Origin of the sequence: Halorubrum halophilum (assembly GCF_000739595.1) — an archaeon.
GTDB lineage: Archaea > Halobacteriota > Halobacteria > Halobacteriales > Haloferacaceae > Halorubrum > Halorubrum halophilum.
This window is the reverse complement of the sequence record NZ_BBJP01000039.1, coordinates 23,536-38,857: the sequence shown is the minus strand read 5'-3', so window position 1 is coordinate 38,857 and position 15,322 is coordinate 23,536. Positions and strand designations below refer to the sequence as shown.

Here is a 15,322-nt window from a genome sequence, read left to right as displayed (position 1 = left end):
TCGGAGACCGACCCGTCGGACCGGACGAGCCAGCATTCGTGATTGCGGAGGCGGGATCGAATCACAACGGGGATCTCAATATCGCGAAGGAACTCATCGATGTTGCCGCCGATGTCGGTGCAGACGCGGTGAAGTTCCAGACGTTCCGGGCGGAAGACCTGTACGTCGAGGAGAGCGGCGAGGTCGAGTACCTTGACGACGACCGGAGCATCTACGAAATCATCGAGTCGATGGAGATGCCCTACGAGTGGATCCCCGAACTACACGACTACTGTCTCGAGCGTGGGATCCAGTTCATGTCGACGCCGTTCGACGAGCGGTCCGCAGCGGAACTCGCCGAGTACGTTCCCGCGTGGAAGGTCGCCTCCTACACGAGCAGTCACATCCCCTTCCTCGAGCACCTCGCGAAGACCGACAAGCCGATCATCATGTCCACGGGTGCTCACGAGTTAGCGGAGGTGGGAGAATCGGTCGCGGCGCTTCGCGAGGCAGGAGCTTCCGATCTCGTCCTATTACAGTGTGTCGCCGCGTATCCGACGCCGATCTCTGAGATCAACGTTGGCGTCGTCGAGACGCTTCACGAGGAGTTTAATGTTCCGACCGGACTCTCCGATCACACTCTCGATCCCGTGACTGCCCCGTCGGCGGCGGTCGCACTCGGAGCCTGCGTCGTCGAGAAGCACTTCACGCTCGACAAATCGATGGAGGGACCAGACCACGAATTCGCGCTGGAACCCGACGAACTGGACCGGATGGTGACAGCGATCCGCGACACCAAGGCCGCGCTTGGAACCGGAGAAAAGCAAGTGCTGGAGGTCGAACAGGAACTCCACGAGAAAGCACGCCGTGCAATCCATGCGGTCGAGGATATCGAGGCAGGCGAGGAGTTGACCGAGGAAAACATCGATATTTTACGTTCTGGAGATCAGGATACCGGATTGTATCCGAAATTTTATACTGAAATACTTGGACAAAAAGCTGAACAATCGATTTCTATCGGGGATGGAATTAACTGGTCAGACATAATGGATTAATCAGAATATTTGTATCTCTTCCATGATTCTGTTTCAGCATCTAACCGAAATCCACATGACTGAAACAGATGTATTGAGTTCATATTGTCTTTATGAACTTCCGCATAAATTGGTGATTTATCGTTTAATCGTTCACAGAGCCAATTGAGTGAACGAGTCGCAATGCCTTCACCATGAACTGAAAAGTCACCGAGGTATATCGTTACCTCACGATCGGAACCAAGACTTATCACACCCACTCTTCGATCCTGATAATGGATCATGAAATCATATCGGTCTGAATTACGCGATTCAAACCATTCGACATGTTCCTTCCAAGAAAGAGGATTATTCTGTTCCCGAAAGTAGCGGTATATTTTCGGATTCGATCGCCACGCTAGTACGATCTCTAGATCGTCTCGTTCTAGTGGAGAGACGTATAATTGATCGTCATTTTCAGCGAGATCCACACATGGCTGACAAATGCGTTTGTGTTCAGCGTCTTTCTGTGACTTATTGGTGCGAATCTCTAATCCACATCGTTTACACACGGTCATATTAGCACATAGTATAATCTCTCTCAAATACTTGGGGAGTATTAGAATCTCTAATCCTGTATTTTATATACTCAGTTCATTGAAAACGTACTATGTCCGTCCTCTGTATCGCTGCTCATCCGGATGATGAGATCCTCGGTGTTGGCGGAACTCTTGTTCGCCATGCCGACGAGGGAGACGACGTACATGTCTGTATTCTCTCTGATGGTGTGACATCCCGATATGAAAATAGAGATACTGCGACCACAGAAATCAAACGACGACGTGATCGCGCTCAGAAATCAGGTCGTATTCTCGGTGCGACCGTAAGTCTTCATAGATTTCCAGACAACAGTTTCGATACAGTTCCATTACTGGATATCGTACAGACTATCGAAACGGAGATCGAGAAACATGAGCCGGACGTGATCTACACCCACCACTACGGGGATCTTAATATTGATCACGAACTCACCTGTCGTGCCACTATCACTGCTACCCGCCCCCTGAAAGATAGTCATATAACTCGTGTGCTCGCCTACGAAACGCTTTCAGCTTCGGAATGGTCAACACCGGAACCGAGTAACGCATTTCAGCCGACCTCTTTCGTGGACATCTCCTCATATCTTGACGTGAAACTCCAAGCGCTGTCGGTATACGAGAACGAACTCAAAGATCCACCACATCCACGGACGACAGATACGATCAAAAAGAACGCAGAGGTATGGGGAGCAAAAGCGGGAGTACAAGCAGCCGAACCATTCGAAGTTCTTCGGGAAGTTCGCCGCTAGCTAACCTAGTTGCTATCATGAACGAATATTTTGAGATGGCGGGTGTCCGTGTCCTCAAATGTATTGAAGACGACCGAGATCGAGTGAGTACCTGGTTCGACAAATTGATATCTAACTTCGTCACAATAGACATCATCAACCACGACTGACTCGTGAAGAACCTGTTTACTATCTATAGAGACAGAGATGGAGACCTCGTGACTGGAACCAGAAAAAGCAACGAGATCTAATGAACCGATCTCATCTACTCCAAGATTGGTATCGAATCCAGACGATCCCAATAGACCACGAAAGCCAGTGTAAATCCAATCATCGGGTGCCCACTCTTGACTAAATCGATCTCCAGGAGATACACCCATTTTCCGAGCATAGTTATCAGCCCAAGAAGGCGGCCGATCTCCACGTTGAACACGAGTCAATCGAATGACACCTCCTTGGCCTTGTACCTCTACACCCTCACCATCGACGATCTCAAGAACTTCACCTGGTTCTGGATCGTTTGACGATGCTCTCGAGACCGGTTCGCTATGCCAGACAGTCAGACGTTCGTTATCATAAAATGTATATGCCCCAGGATAAGGGTTCGTTTGACTCCGGATCCAATTATACAGAGTTTCCGGGTTGTTTTGCCAGTCAATCAGTCCATCTTTCGGTTGACGTCGCGGACGGTATGTTGCGTTTTCGATTTCCTGTGGAATCCGTTTCGCGCTCTTCTGTGTGAGTTCCGACCGAATGGATGAAACGAGACGACACGCTTCAGAAGCAAGAGCGTCAAAAATTGTCTTAACATTGTCTCGTGTCTGAACTGGAACAGATCCCTGCGCAAGGATGTCACCAGCATCAACATCTGAGACGTATTCGAACAGTGATATCCAAACTTCCTCATCACCGTTAATGAGACTCCAATTAACTGGAGCACCTCCCCTACCTTTTGGAAGCCGACTAGAGTGAAATCCAAAGAAGCCCTGATTTGGAACATTCAATATCCGTTTTTTGATTATCTGCGACCAACCACCACATAAACAGATATCTGGATCAATCGCATTTAACCAAGTTAAACTCTCTTGGTTGTTAATATCCTCTACCTTGTACAGTTCACAATCAGTGTCTACAACAAGGTCATCGACTGGTGTAAAGTTCGCTTGTTCCGTCGCTAGATCCCCTTCTGGGACGAGTACTCCAACGACGTTCCAATCGTGTTCGAGCAGATGACGTAGGAGATGGCGAGCTAATTTCCGATTACCTACGATGACAGTACGCATCAGGCAATCATTCTCTGAGATGAAACCTAATACCACCGATCCACACAGTATCAGTATTGCTCAAGTATTTAATATTTAGATTTCTTATAAATCATATTCGCAACTCGTTTGATTCCATTCCCAGTTATTAATTCCTGTCCAGTATTTTGCCGAGCATGGCGAAGCGAGGAATCAGAGCAGTACTTCTCGATCGCAGTTCGGAAAGATCTACACTCAGCATCACGACTCAAAACGATTGCTAGATTCTGCTGACGAAGGGCTTCTGCGATGAGTTCTTGATTATCGATGACTGGAACACTCACGATCGGCGTCCCAAGTGCAAGAAGTTCGTAGGTAGTCGTGCTGGCGGTGGTCACGGCGAAATCCGCCTGATACATACGCTTCGGAAGATCGTCAGGATCACGAACGACATGGACATCTGCACTCACGTCGTCAGCTGTATCTCCGATCTCCATCTCCTGTTCGGTCGAAAATCCCGGTCCGACGACAGCATCCACACGGAGATCGAACCCGTCGAAAGCCCGAATCACGGTCGGAGTCAGCCCCACGATGTCGCTACCGCCCATCGTGACGATCGCACGGGTCGGCGGATCGCGCCACGGCGGATCCATCGAGGCGTACTCCGCGATCGCCTGTCGAAGGAGGAGGTACTCCGGGCCGAGACACCACGTCGGTTCCGCATCGATCACGTCGTACTCCAGATCGGGTGCATAGAGATTCCCGTTCACGAGCACGTCGGCGGCGATCCGATGGCGAGTGTCGTCAGCGATGACGACGAGCGGCGAGACTTCTCCGAGTCTCTTCTGGTACGTCCCGTCCGCAAGGTATGAATCCACGACTGTGACGCCCGCGTGATCGCGGATGAACTCTCGAACTTGCTCGGGATCCTCCCGAGAAGGGATGGTCAGCGTGTCTACACCAGCTGGACAGACTTCCCGGACGTGTTCCGGTTTCGTCGTCGCGTACGTGACCTGGTGGCCGCGATCGAGGAGTTCGCTGGCGAGTGCGCCAGTTCTGACGAGGTGGCCGTAGCCGATCTCCGGACCGCCGTCGGCACGTATGACGACGTACATCAGTGGGATTTCTGCTCAACGTCCGCGTTCAGCTCCATGAGATCGTTCTCGTCGACGTAGCGGATCGCTTCTCTGGTCGGGAGAATATCGTCGAACGGAACGTTCTCGTAAATCGTCCGCAATACCTCGTAATCGTCGGCTTCGTCGAGGGTCAAACGAAGGTCGCCACGGTTCTGGAACTGGGGCTCGTCGAACACGTCCTCGGACGTGACGCTTTCAGTGGAGAACACGTCTTCCTGTTCTCGATAGTACGGGGTCACGTGCTCGCGGTGGTGTGGTTCGGTCGCCTCCTCGTGTACCCGCTCGAAACTCTCGAAGGTGAACACCTCGACATCGAGACCCCGAGGAAAGGTGCGATCGAAGATGTTGGCCGCGTATTGTGTGTCGCCGTCAAGGATTTCTTGGACGGCTGTATCAATCGTCACCGGGTCAATGAGGGGACAGTCCCCAGTAATCCGGACGATAACGTCAGCGTTTGCGGAGCAAGCAGCATCATGGATCCGTCCGAGAACGTCCGATTCGCTACCACGAAACACGTCCGCCCCGGATCGAACGGCATATCTCGCGACGATGTCGTCTGCCGTCCGTTTCGAGGTTGCGACCATCGTCTTCGTCACGTATTCAGTCGATTTCACACGTCGGATCGTGTGTGAGAGGGCATGCTCCGCAGCCAATGGAAGCATAACTTTCCCAGGAAGGCGAGTCGAACCCATTCGGGCTTGAATAATCGCGACGACCTGCTGGCTCATTAATCTGAGATCAAATTCAAGCCGTGAATGTTTTGCGATAGAGAGACACACTATTCAACGTCAATTGACTCCACAATTAACTTGTCATATAGGGAGATCGATTTCGCACAGATAGAGTATAAATTCTAGAAATCATGCTGATCTACAGATAACGAGAGAGTAATTAGTTATCAGGCGTATACGAAGTGTTCACCAACACACGAGTATGTCCCTTCTCTTGGGGAGTACCACGATGGTATCCCGCCTGATTTGCGACGATCAAGGTTCCTTTGGGAGCAGTACAGTAGATCGCCTCGTCCTCGTCGTAGAACACGGCATCAGTCGAAGGATCGCCTTTCACCTTATTTAGCAGAGATGTCGATTTTTGCTTCACAGTAGACGTCTTATGTGTTCCCGGAATATACGAAAATGGACCGTAGCTTTTGTCTGGAACGTCGGTGAGGTAGACAAATGCCTTGAACTTTCCACCGTATGTATCCGCGTGGAAATCACGCGTATCGGTCACTTCCTTGTTATAGTAGACATTGATGTTATCCGGCGAGAACGGTTCAGAAGCCGCTTCATTAATGAGCTCATTGATCCCTGAATCGGTTTTGACATCCTCGACTGCTTGAATCTCGAGATCAATATTAAAGATGTCCAACATACCATCGTCATTCTCACCGGCTCTTTCATTGACAACGACTTCACCACGCCCTGCGAGTTCACTGTAGCCAACACTACCCGTTTCCCAGGCGACTGAGTCACGTTCGAGTAATTCGTCGATGTCTTTTTTTAGAGCGTTACACCTCTCAGCCGATAAATAGTCATCGATAATCACGATCCCTCGCTCTTCGAGTTCGGTGATCTGGCTCTGGGAAGGCGTGAAGGCCATGTAGCACGGATCAGATGGTAAATAAATAAACGCTTCGACTATTCCAAAATCAACGTGTAGTACCGTTTGTCAACAATAATTATAGTCTAAATAGGATACGTGTAGAATATATTGAAAACTATAAATATCCTAGATCTTTTAATTGTTCTTCCACGTCCTGTTCCGTGAAATCCGACCCGGTTTGATCAACCTGTTCGATATTATCTGATGAAGTGGTACCGATTATCGATTCATCGACTTCAAACCACGGGAGCGTACATAACTGTTCAGTCGGAGATCCGCCGTGAATGTATCGTCCCCCTTCTCCCAACATTTCACCATGATCTGCGGTGACGACGACCGGTCTATCCAATTGACTAACGAGTTCACGAACCGAGGAAAGTACACGACATAAGTTGCTACGATATGCTTTTTTCAACTCCTCATCAGAGATCGTTTTGTCATTTAAATCATACCGGCCGATTCGCTCATAGATATCCTGAAGACTTTCACCCCATGTCGTATCGTCGCTATCCTCCCGTAGTCGGTAGTCTCCAATATACGGCGCATGTGGTTGTACGTAGTGGACGATCATTCGATCGTCGTTCTGGCGTAAAGCAGCCTTTGTCATCTCCTCAGGAGGAACAGCACCGAGTTCTTTATTCTCATAGTTCTGCCAGACGTGTACAAAGTTATCGAAATGTTCACTCGGTCGATAGTCGTCTCCGTCACGCTCAAAGGTATGATCTGTCGGAGCTGATAGCGCCGTTAAATATGTTAAGTCAGGATAAGAACCATCCCAAACAGTTTGAATATAATTTTTCGTAGCAGTAGCGGAAGTGTATACTGTCTTTAAATCACCGTCGAGGAAATCACCGACTTCCTGTTGGAAGTAGTCAAATCTGCAGGAATCGAGTATGAGTATCGCAAACTCGTCTTGCTGTATGAACTCATGAAGAGATTTCTTCTGATGCGGACGGTTCAATATTGATGCGCCATATTTAAAGGCAGAATACCGTTTTTCCAAGTAAGGTATTATTTTATCCGGTGAACGGAACCCCTCGGTTAGTAGGTCTATGGCACGATCAGATCGCATGATATAGGAAGAGAATACAACTACTCGGATTAACCTTACGTGTCGTTATGCGAGAAGAATACGCTCCAGATACCAAAAAGCAAATGTGAATGTGATCACATCTATCCAGAGAGACTGAATCACTAGAGGAAGAGTGAGCGAGAATAGTCACAGATTTACGTCGTAGAATGAAGTACAAATCAATCGATGAGTGTGGCACCTAAAGATTATAAGGAATTTGAAAAAACGTTGGATCTATTCTCAATACATGTAGATAGGATCCCAATATGGGAACGAATACGTTTCGACGTCTTCCGAGAGATCGATCGTAAAAATGGCCGAGGACAAGCTCACACGGAGAGTGGAGGAGTCAAAGACTACCTCCATGGCTTCTCGATGTGGCTAAAAAACGCCGTTTACAGAAACCCATATTTCGCCGACGAACACAATTTTCTCTTCTTCGGCCATCAACGCCGAAAGCTCGAGGAGGACGGCTACTGGTGGGATCTGTACTGCGATCCGATCCACGAGCAGAGCAACTTCGATTACATCCATATGGAGACGCCACACCTTCTGTCCCATCGGAGCCCCGCGAAGACGGAGAACCTCCGGTATCTCGACCTCATCGAATACGGGGGAACCCTCCAACGGAAACTCGGACTACGGTCACCGTCGCTCCCCGACGATGTCGCCTCACGACTTCGGGAAGCCGAAGCGGAGATCCGACGGCGATTCGACGTCGATGTCGACGTTGTCTCAAAAGCTCGAAGAGCACTCCACGTCCGGAACACGACACTCTCGTTGTACGAACGCCTGTTGGACCGAGTTGATCCCGAGGTCGTCGTTTTGGTCGTCTCGTACGGGAAGGAGACGCTCATCGAGGCGTGTAAGCGAAAGGGGATCCCGGTCGTCGAACTCCAACACGGTATAATCTACAATCACCACTTCGGCTACTCCTACCCAGAAGGCGAAACCAAGACCACGTTCCCCGATTACCTCCTGACGTTCGGGGAGTTCTGGAACGAAAACGCTCGGTTTCCGATCCCCGACAACCGCGTGATCCCCGTCGGCTACCCGTACCTCGAGGAGCGACTCGATGCGTACGACGACGTCGAACGCTCACAGCAGCTTCTGTTCATCTCACAGGGAACGATCGGCCGCGAGCTATCGCGGTTTGCCCTTGAGGTACATGAGGACGAGCGGATCGATCACGAGGTCGTCTACAAGCTCCACCCGGGCGAGTACGATCGATGGGAGGACGAGTATCCCTGGCTCGCGGAGTCAGATATACGGGTGATCGAGGAGTCCGAGCCACCCCTCTACCAACTCTTCGCGGAGTCGAGCGCGCAGATAGGTGTCGGATCGACTGCTGTCTACGAGGGGCTCTGTTTCGATCTGAAAACGTTTGTGTTTGAAACCGATGGAGCAGACGTACTCCGACCGCTTGTGGAAGACGGAGCGGCGTCGACAGTCGAGAGCGTCGACGAGCTGGCCGGGGGGTTGCGATCGACAACTGCAAGTCAGTTCGATCGCGAGTGGTTCTTCGAGTCGAACTCAGTGAGGAATATCCTCGAGGAACTGGAGTGCATCCGTGACGCGCACAGCGAGGGATGACCGTCATAAGCGGCAGATACAGACGGCGGCTGAGCACGGTGCTGGATGAGTTCGACGATGATCCTCACTCGAGAAGGCTAGAGAGAACCACACAGATGGAGAGCTACGTCCGACAGGCCGGACAGCAGATCGGCGATATCGTAAATATGGTCAATGAACACGTACGGAACCGCTCGGAAGACGATTTACCGATCCAGTATCCGTGCCGGCCGATGTCGAACCCTTCTACGCAGAAGGGATCAAGCGCCACACCTTCGATGTCCACCACGAGGTGCCGACAAAAAGGACTCGGAGCACCGATTCATCGAAGACGACGTTCGAGATCCAAAGACCGTTTACGAGGTCGTGACTTTCACAGTACCCCTAACAACCTGACGAGAAAGTTATCAGTAGATAGATCCAACATTTCTCGAACTAACTCTAATCGAATCGGTATACACCAAGTTTGTCGGTACATTTGGGTTGTAATTAGATGATATCTACCATTACCGAACTGTCGCTGCCAACCGTGTGGTGTATTTGGCAACATCACGATGATGAGCCTAGGTAAGTTCACTCGCTTTACGCTCCTAGTTCTTGATTCGATGCAGAAACAGTATTGCGAAGTGCATATCCAATTGTGAGTGAGACAATTGCGGACCGCATCGACAGCCCGAACAGGGTAAATCCGGCAAACATCTGAGTCCCTACAGCGGCAACGACAAACCCGAGCAGGAACACCGATCGCTCGTCAGTTACAAACCGAGCGGCCTGGGTCGCCGCAAGCACATGGAATAGGAGGTACGCTCCCCCACCAACTAGTCCCGTCTCGATGAAAAGCCGCAGGAACGAGTTGTGGACACCATACCCCTCAAAGCCAGTAAAATACGGCTGAATCAGGGGTTGCGCCATTCCCCAACCCGAACCAAGGACTGGCCGTTGCTCAAATACGGCAACACCGGCTAACCAGAGTACCCGCCGATTACCCAAATCATGTGACTGGAGCACTTCGGGGCCGGGAAGTAGCTTGAACGTAATTGCCAGTCCTACGAGTGCGGCTATGCCGCCTAGCAGCGTCAAGCACACTACGAACACGCGGCCCCGTACGCTGTAGGCGATCCAGAGGACAGCAACAGCAGCGAGTGCGATCCATCCTGTACGATAGTAGCTCGCGGCGAGTCCGAAGAGCGAAACGCCGAACAACCCAAGCGAGATCTGGGTCTGGTAGAGGCGGCGTTCTGCTGCGGCACAGATTGTACCGATGAGAGCGACAAACCCGAGGGAGTTCGGGTTGTCGAAGATACTCGTTATCGGATGGAACTGGACGCCGAGTAACGACGGCTGGCCATCCCAGAGTGAGAGGTCAAACCCAACTCCAGTCGTGGGGAGACCAGTGATTGGCAGCAGGCCAATACAGACAACTACTGCGGCGAGACGAGCGAATACACTATAGAAATATCGCTCTGGAAGGACCTGGGGAAGGTACGTAATGTTAATGAAAGCGAGGGAGACAAACGCGAGAGTCCGGACAAGCATACCGAGCGTTGGGTTGCTAGCGACATGATAGCATCCAACAATCAAGGGGATAGTGAGAATCAGCAGCCAGCGAGGGAATGTGATGGTTGTGTCGCAGGTAAGCGTGTAGAGCAGAATAGTAGTGTACGCGAAAGCGGCGGCAAGGTAGCCAATGATGAGGGGAAGACTGGAATTCGGGAGGAATAATCCTATGAAGAAGACAGTAGCGACTGCAAGTAGTTTTGGGTCGTGGTGTCGGTATCGCCTTGCGGTAGTCATTATATCAGGAATTGACAGCAGGTGCGTAAACGTACTGAATTGAGATTGAGCTATCCATATACGTTATTCGGCATAGCCTAACGCTCGAAGGCGCTCGGCAGCAACCTCTGAATCTGTCTCTACTTCCTGGCTGTCTTCAGCAACAATCTCTCGCCGCTCCCCATCGCGAACTAACCATGGTACCTCTACTAACTCTGGAATGTAGATCCCACGAGGGTGACCGTATTCTTTAATTGGGATAGGAGATGCTCGGTCACCGATAATTTGGCCATGGTCAGCAGATACAACGGTCTTCCCAGTTAAATTGTCTACCGCACGTTCGACTTCAGGCAGAACAGCATCAAGTGTTTCTCCAAACGCTTTCTTGAGGAGATCGTCTGAGTAATCACTATTACCCTCCATTATCGAGTCCCAGATATTGAGGCTGTCTTGATCAAAGTGTTCGTCTGCGGTTGGCCCTAAAAATGGATAGTGTGGCTGAATATAGTGTGCTAACAAGCGCTTGTGGGGATAGTTTTCTGCGACAGATAGCACACGATCTGTCATTGTTTCTGGGAGTACAGTCCGAATATCGCTATCCCACCCATCTTCGTCATAAACCTTCACAACACGATGGAATTCCGAAGCAACGCGATCGTTTTTCCGTTCATACAGGGGATTCGCCGTAACATAGACGGTATCGCGGAGATCACGACCTGCTACGGTTGATTCAAGAAATTCGACAGTTGCGGATGCCCGGGATGTGCGAGAGTCTAGTTTTCCAGGGATGGTGTTGTGAGACTGGAATAAATCGTAGGGGCAAGCATCAAGTAGAAGACAATTATCCCAGTCTTCGCTGAATAGGTCAATTCCGTTTGTGTTATGATTTCGCCAGCCACCACGTCGGTGGAAGAGGCGGTTCAGACCTCGTCCAAGGAGTTGAGGTGTTCTTATTGTTCTTTGTATTCTATCTTTGAATCTCATATTCAGAGTTTATTGAGAGCAAGGACAAAAACTGTACTATACGCTGGGACGGTCAGGTGTCTTGTGCAGTTGAGGCTGATAGCTGAGACAAAAGTCAGTACCTCACAAAGCATCCTCGGCTGGCTGTTTCTGAAACATAATTCTGTATTGGAGCAGTTGTACTGACGGTCTCGACGAAGGAATCTAGGATGAGTCGACCGAGAGCTGTCGCTGTTGGCGGCAGTCAGCCGCGACGCGACAGAGTTGCTAACCATCGAGAATGCTGTGTTGAATAGCGATCTAATCAGCTGTTATCACGGAGTAGAAGGACGAAGCCGAGGAAATCGATTCTGTCCATGGAAGTCGATCTCCTCGACTTCGTTGAGCAGTGTCGTCGCCTAGTCAAACAAGCGTTGGGAAAGCACGCGGGCGAGCCCGCCAGCGGCGGGTTCGCCCGCTGGAAACACGTTGTGCTACACTGTCTTCGGCTCGAAGACGGCCACAGCTACCGAGAAACGCCGAATCGGCTGAAGTATATGGCCGAGATTCGTGACGCACTCGGCTTAGATCCAGACGATCTCCCAGACTACAGCACGATCTACAAGTCGTTTGATCGGCTGAAAATGTGGGTATAGCGGGCGCTGCTGCGCGTTTCCGCGCAGCAGCACCCGCAGTCCGGACACGCTGCGCTCGACAGCACGTTCTTCGACCGGCGACGTGCCTCCTCGTACTTTCGCCAGCGGGCAGGACGGACGATACAGACGCTGAAAGTGACGACATTGACTGATGTGGAATCACTAGCTGTTCTCGACGTTCACATCACAGCGCGGTGGAAGCATGACACGAAGACCGGACCGCAGGTCGTCCGCCGAAACGCGGACGACCTGCAGTCCGTCGCCGCCGATAACGGCTTCCAAGACTGGCACACCGAGTACGAAATCGCCGCACACGACATCGATTACCTCGTTCATTATCGCGGCTCGTCAGCGAACGCAGCCGCGAAAAACGCTCTGAACCGGGCAAAGGACTACTCTCAGCGGTGGATGGCCGAAACATCCTACTCGACAACCAAGCGCTCGCTCGGCGATGCCGTGCGAGCGCTGGGCTGGTATCGGCAGTTCCGTGAAATCGTCTTGATGTTCGCCATTACCAACATAGAACCACTATGTGAGCCGCTGTAACCGTGACTCAGTATCTATTCAACACAGCAATCGAGAAGGGTTCTGGCTGGTAACTACCGGTGGAACCGGTCGTCAGATAGCCGGTTCGCGGGGACGACCCAACGTACCGCGAGAGTCGTCCACGCAGCCCGTCGAGCCATATTGACGAACTCCTTGTATAGTCACCATAGAGCGATGCACGCCTCAGCGGGGCGTCGCCACATATTCGTGGTGTAAGTACCGCCAGATATTCTGTAACAGCAGACTCACCACGACGTGCAACAACTCTTACCGTTGAATCTCACATTGTTGTCGTCGCTATCGCTTGCGGTAATGGTATCGAGCGTCTCGCGGAGTCTCTATGAACGGCAGGCCAGCGGCGTAGCCGTATCGCGCCACGTCGTTGTCATCATACTTCACGTTCAGGTACGTACAGTCGACGTAGACGGGAAACTCAACGGTCCAGGTTGACCCGTCGAGTTTCCCGTCAAATCATGCTGAATGACGCGATTACCCATTCTAAGAGCTCTTGCTGAATCGTCTCACCCCACGGATGATCGGGATCACGTACGCATAGTTATACTCTTGAAGCAGTGTGATACACTTACCATCGTAGAATCTGCGATCAAGGTAGACTTCTTTGACCCCGGTGGCAAGGCCGTCGAGCGCACCGAGGAACTCAAGAGGACACTGCTGACGGTATCGGCGTCTTCGAGACGGCGTATCCCAGCGTGTAGAGTTTGTTCTTTACACGCGCGAAGAATGTCATGTGGACGTAGAACGCGGTTGTTCCACGCATTGCTACCAAGTGGAAGATCCATTACTGCTGTGTTGAATCCGAGGACTGCGGCCGAATCGGGAGACTAGCATCGGCGTTTGACTAGGAGTCAGCGACAATTGGCGGGTCTGAATCGGCTTTCGCTCCCTAAAACCAACCCATCGTTCGAAGTCTACGTCTGGGAAGCCGTTACTACTGGGTCTGATGGCCGTGTATTCAGCCCTGATCTCCGCGCTGTCTACGGATTCAACAGAGCAGTCCATTCGTATCGTCTTCGTCACCATGTAGGGTCACAGGTAGAGGTCTATGTAGACTTCCATCTGCCCAGGAAGCAGTTCATCGATGTCCCTCCGAAAAAGCGTTTTAACGACTCGTTCGAGCCGTTTCGGATCGAACTTCGTCGCAGATGGTAGAGAATCATGTTTGCAGCAGGATTCTCTATTGTTAGCAGCAGGGTCGTCTTGACTCGAAGCACAGAGAGTAGAGACAGAGGTCCTCAGAAATGGTTTGAGCATTGTTTGCTAAGGAGAGCGGAACTTCCTCGTCAAGCCAGGTGACGAGAAAGTTAAGAAGCTGGTCCTCGTGAATCTCACTGTCTTCTTGCTTGGTTCTAAGCACACCATCAGCAAGCAGACGTTCTAACGAACCAGATTTGTGAATTACTAAGATTCATATTAGAAGGTGAGTAGCCAAACAGATATATAACACGCCTGTTCAACTTATGATACCATCATAGACAAATGACTTCAGAGCCTCCTTTAGTTAGTGTTGTTATCCCAACCTATAACCGACCCAAGATGCTCAACCAAGCGGTAGAAAGTGCACTAAATCAAACCTATTCGAATATAGAAATACTCATCGTTGATGATGGATCACCCCAACAGCCTGGGATAGCAGACAGACAAGATAACCAGGTTAAATACATACGACTCAAAGAAAATCATGGTGCCAATGTTGCCCGTAACTTAGGGATAGAGAAATCAAACGGAAGGTATATTGCATTTCTTGATGATGATGACCGATGGGAATCAACAAAGATCAAAAAACAAGTTGATGAACTCCGTCAAAATCCATCAGTACAGGTTGTCTACACTGGGCAAAGATTCATTGATAAAAATAGGAATGAAATCCGCTCTTTAATTCCAACGGAGACCGGCAACGTACAACAGTACCTGTTTTCTGGGGGCGTAATCGGCGGTTTTTCTGCAGTAATTGTTGAAAAAGATGTGATCGCTTCTGTTGGTAAGCCGGATCCCGATCTTCCGATCATGCAAGATAGAGAGTGGTGGATTCGTTTATCATCCGTTACTCACTTTGCGTCTGTTCCGGAGCCGTTAGTGATCCGGAGATTTGGGGACTATGAGCAGGTCGGCGATCGACATGAGGAATTACGTGATATCGCATATCCCAAAGTATATGATAAACATAAGGAGTTAGCAAGGAGTAACAGTCTAAGAGTAATGTATAATTTTAAATCCATGTTTTTAAAACGGATTGGAAGATCCGCAATGAACCGTGGAGATTATGCAGAAGCCAGACGGTACCTATTCAGATCAATTCTGTATAATCCTGTTTCAAGTGAGGCAATATTGCTGTTCGTCGTTTCCCTGGGTGGGCATACCTCATATCGGCTAGGAAAGTATGTTAGAAATCAATATAGATTATTACTTGATTGGTTCTCACTCCGCTAATGCGATCTGATG

General features: G+C 50.4%; 12 protein-coding genes and 3 pseudogenes. 5 read left to right on the top strand and 10 right to left on the bottom strand.

Features of this window, described 5'->3' with window-relative positions:
• Positions 1 to 38 precede the first annotated feature (38 nt).
• Entirely contained in the window at positions 39 to 1,034 is a 996-nt protein-coding gene (locus tag ACP96_RS12850) for an N-acetylneuraminate synthase family protein (RefSeq protein ID WP_237561654.1), read from the top strand.
• Here the strand turns inward: ACP96_RS12850 and ACP96_RS19915 are convergent.
• Complete coding sequence (locus ACP96_RS19915; RefSeq protein ID WP_082222536.1) at positions 1,031 to 1,570, bottom strand: GNAT family N-acetyltransferase; 540 nt, start codon at positions 1,568 to 1,570, stop codon at positions 1,031 to 1,033. The two genes, ACP96_RS12850 and ACP96_RS19915, sit on opposite strands and share 4 nt — an antisense overlap.
• 92 nt (positions 1,571 to 1,662) lie before the next feature.
• Here ACP96_RS19915 and ACP96_RS17885 point away from each other — a divergent pair, with 92 nt between their 5' ends.
• Entirely contained in the window at positions 1,663 to 2,340 is a 678-nt protein-coding gene (locus ACP96_RS17885; protein ID WP_082222535.1) for a PIG-L deacetylase family protein, read from the top strand.
• 5 nt (positions 2,341 to 2,345) lie between these two features.
• On the opposite strand, the gene ACP96_RS17880 is transcribed toward ACP96_RS17885, so the two are convergent.
• The 5 genes from ACP96_RS17880 to ACP96_RS18730 form a co-directional block, all read right to left on the bottom strand.
• Positions 2,346 to 3,602, bottom strand: a complete 1,257-nt coding sequence (locus tag ACP96_RS17880; protein WP_082222534.1) for a methionyl-tRNA formyltransferase — start codon at positions 3,600 to 3,602, stop codon at positions 2,346 to 2,348.
• Between the two features lie 68 nt (positions 3,603 to 3,670).
• Positions 3,671 to 4,675, bottom strand: coding sequence for a PseG/SpsG family protein (locus ACP96_RS12840; RefSeq protein ID WP_050033585.1), 1,005 nt, complete (start codon positions 4,673 to 4,675; stop codon positions 3,671 to 3,673).
• Entirely contained in the window at positions 4,675 to 5,424 is a 750-nt protein-coding gene (locus tag ACP96_RS12835) for a cytidylyltransferase domain-containing protein (protein WP_050033584.1), read from the bottom strand. Before ACP96_RS12835 ends, ACP96_RS12840 begins: the two co-directional genes overlap by 1 nt.
• A gap of 163 nt (positions 5,425 to 5,587) precedes the next feature.
• Positions 5,588 to 6,298: a phytanoyl-CoA dioxygenase family protein gene (locus ACP96_RS12830; protein ID WP_050033583.1), complete on the bottom strand. Its 711-nt coding sequence runs from the start codon at positions 6,296 to 6,298 to the stop codon at positions 5,588 to 5,590.
• A gap of 118 nt (positions 6,299 to 6,416) precedes the next feature.
• Positions 6,417 to 7,373 (bottom strand): hypothetical protein, encoded by a 957-nt coding sequence (locus ACP96_RS18730; RefSeq protein ID WP_154020468.1) that lies wholly within the window; start codon positions 7,371 to 7,373, stop codon positions 6,417 to 6,419.
• A 186-nt stretch (positions 7,374 to 7,559) separates the two neighbouring features.
• Here ACP96_RS18730 and ACP96_RS19565 point away from each other — a divergent pair, with 186 nt between their 5' ends.
• Entirely contained in the window at positions 7,560 to 8,966 is a 1,407-nt protein-coding gene (locus tag ACP96_RS19565; RefSeq protein ID WP_237561653.1) for a hypothetical protein, read from the top strand.
• 561 nt (positions 8,967 to 9,527) lie between these two features.
• On the opposite strand, the gene ACP96_RS12820 is transcribed toward ACP96_RS19565, so the two are convergent.
• Together ACP96_RS12820 and ACP96_RS17875 are read right to left on the bottom strand one after the other, a co-directional pair.
• On the bottom strand, positions 9,528 to 10,739 hold the full coding sequence (locus tag ACP96_RS12820) for an O-antigen ligase family protein (RefSeq protein ID WP_050033582.1): 1,212 nt from the start codon (positions 10,737 to 10,739) through the stop codon (positions 9,528 to 9,530).
• 63 nt (positions 10,740 to 10,802) lie between these two features.
• The gene (locus ACP96_RS17875; protein ID WP_082222533.1) at positions 10,803 to 11,702 is read right to left on the bottom strand and encodes a hypothetical protein; all 900 of its coding nucleotides are present in this window, start codon (positions 11,700 to 11,702) and stop codon (positions 10,803 to 10,805) included.
• Between the two features lie 335 nt (positions 11,703 to 12,037).
• Here ACP96_RS17875 and ACP96_RS12815 point away from each other — a divergent pair.
• Positions 12,038 to 12,862: pseudogene (locus ACP96_RS12815) on the top strand (IS5-like element ISHla3 family transposase).
• 53 nt (positions 12,863 to 12,915) lie between these two features.
• On the opposite strand, the pseudogene ACP96_RS17870 reads toward ACP96_RS12815, so the two are convergent.
• Both ACP96_RS17870 and ACP96_RS20030 read right to left on the bottom strand, forming a co-directional pair.
• Positions 12,916 to 13,646, bottom strand: a pseudogene (locus ACP96_RS17870) (ISH3 family transposase); the annotation flags it as partial.
• A 228-nt stretch (positions 13,647 to 13,874) separates the two neighbouring features.
• Positions 13,875 to 14,052: pseudogene (locus ACP96_RS20030) on the bottom strand (ISH3 family transposase); the annotation flags it as partial.
• A gap of 307 nt (positions 14,053 to 14,359) precedes the next feature.
• Between ACP96_RS20030 and ACP96_RS17860 the strand changes: the two are divergent.
• On the top strand, positions 14,360 to 15,310 hold the full coding sequence (locus ACP96_RS17860) for a glycosyltransferase family 2 protein (RefSeq protein ID WP_082222532.1): 951 nt from the start codon (positions 14,360 to 14,362) through the stop codon (positions 15,308 to 15,310).
• Positions 15,311 to 15,322: the final 12 nt, after the last annotated feature.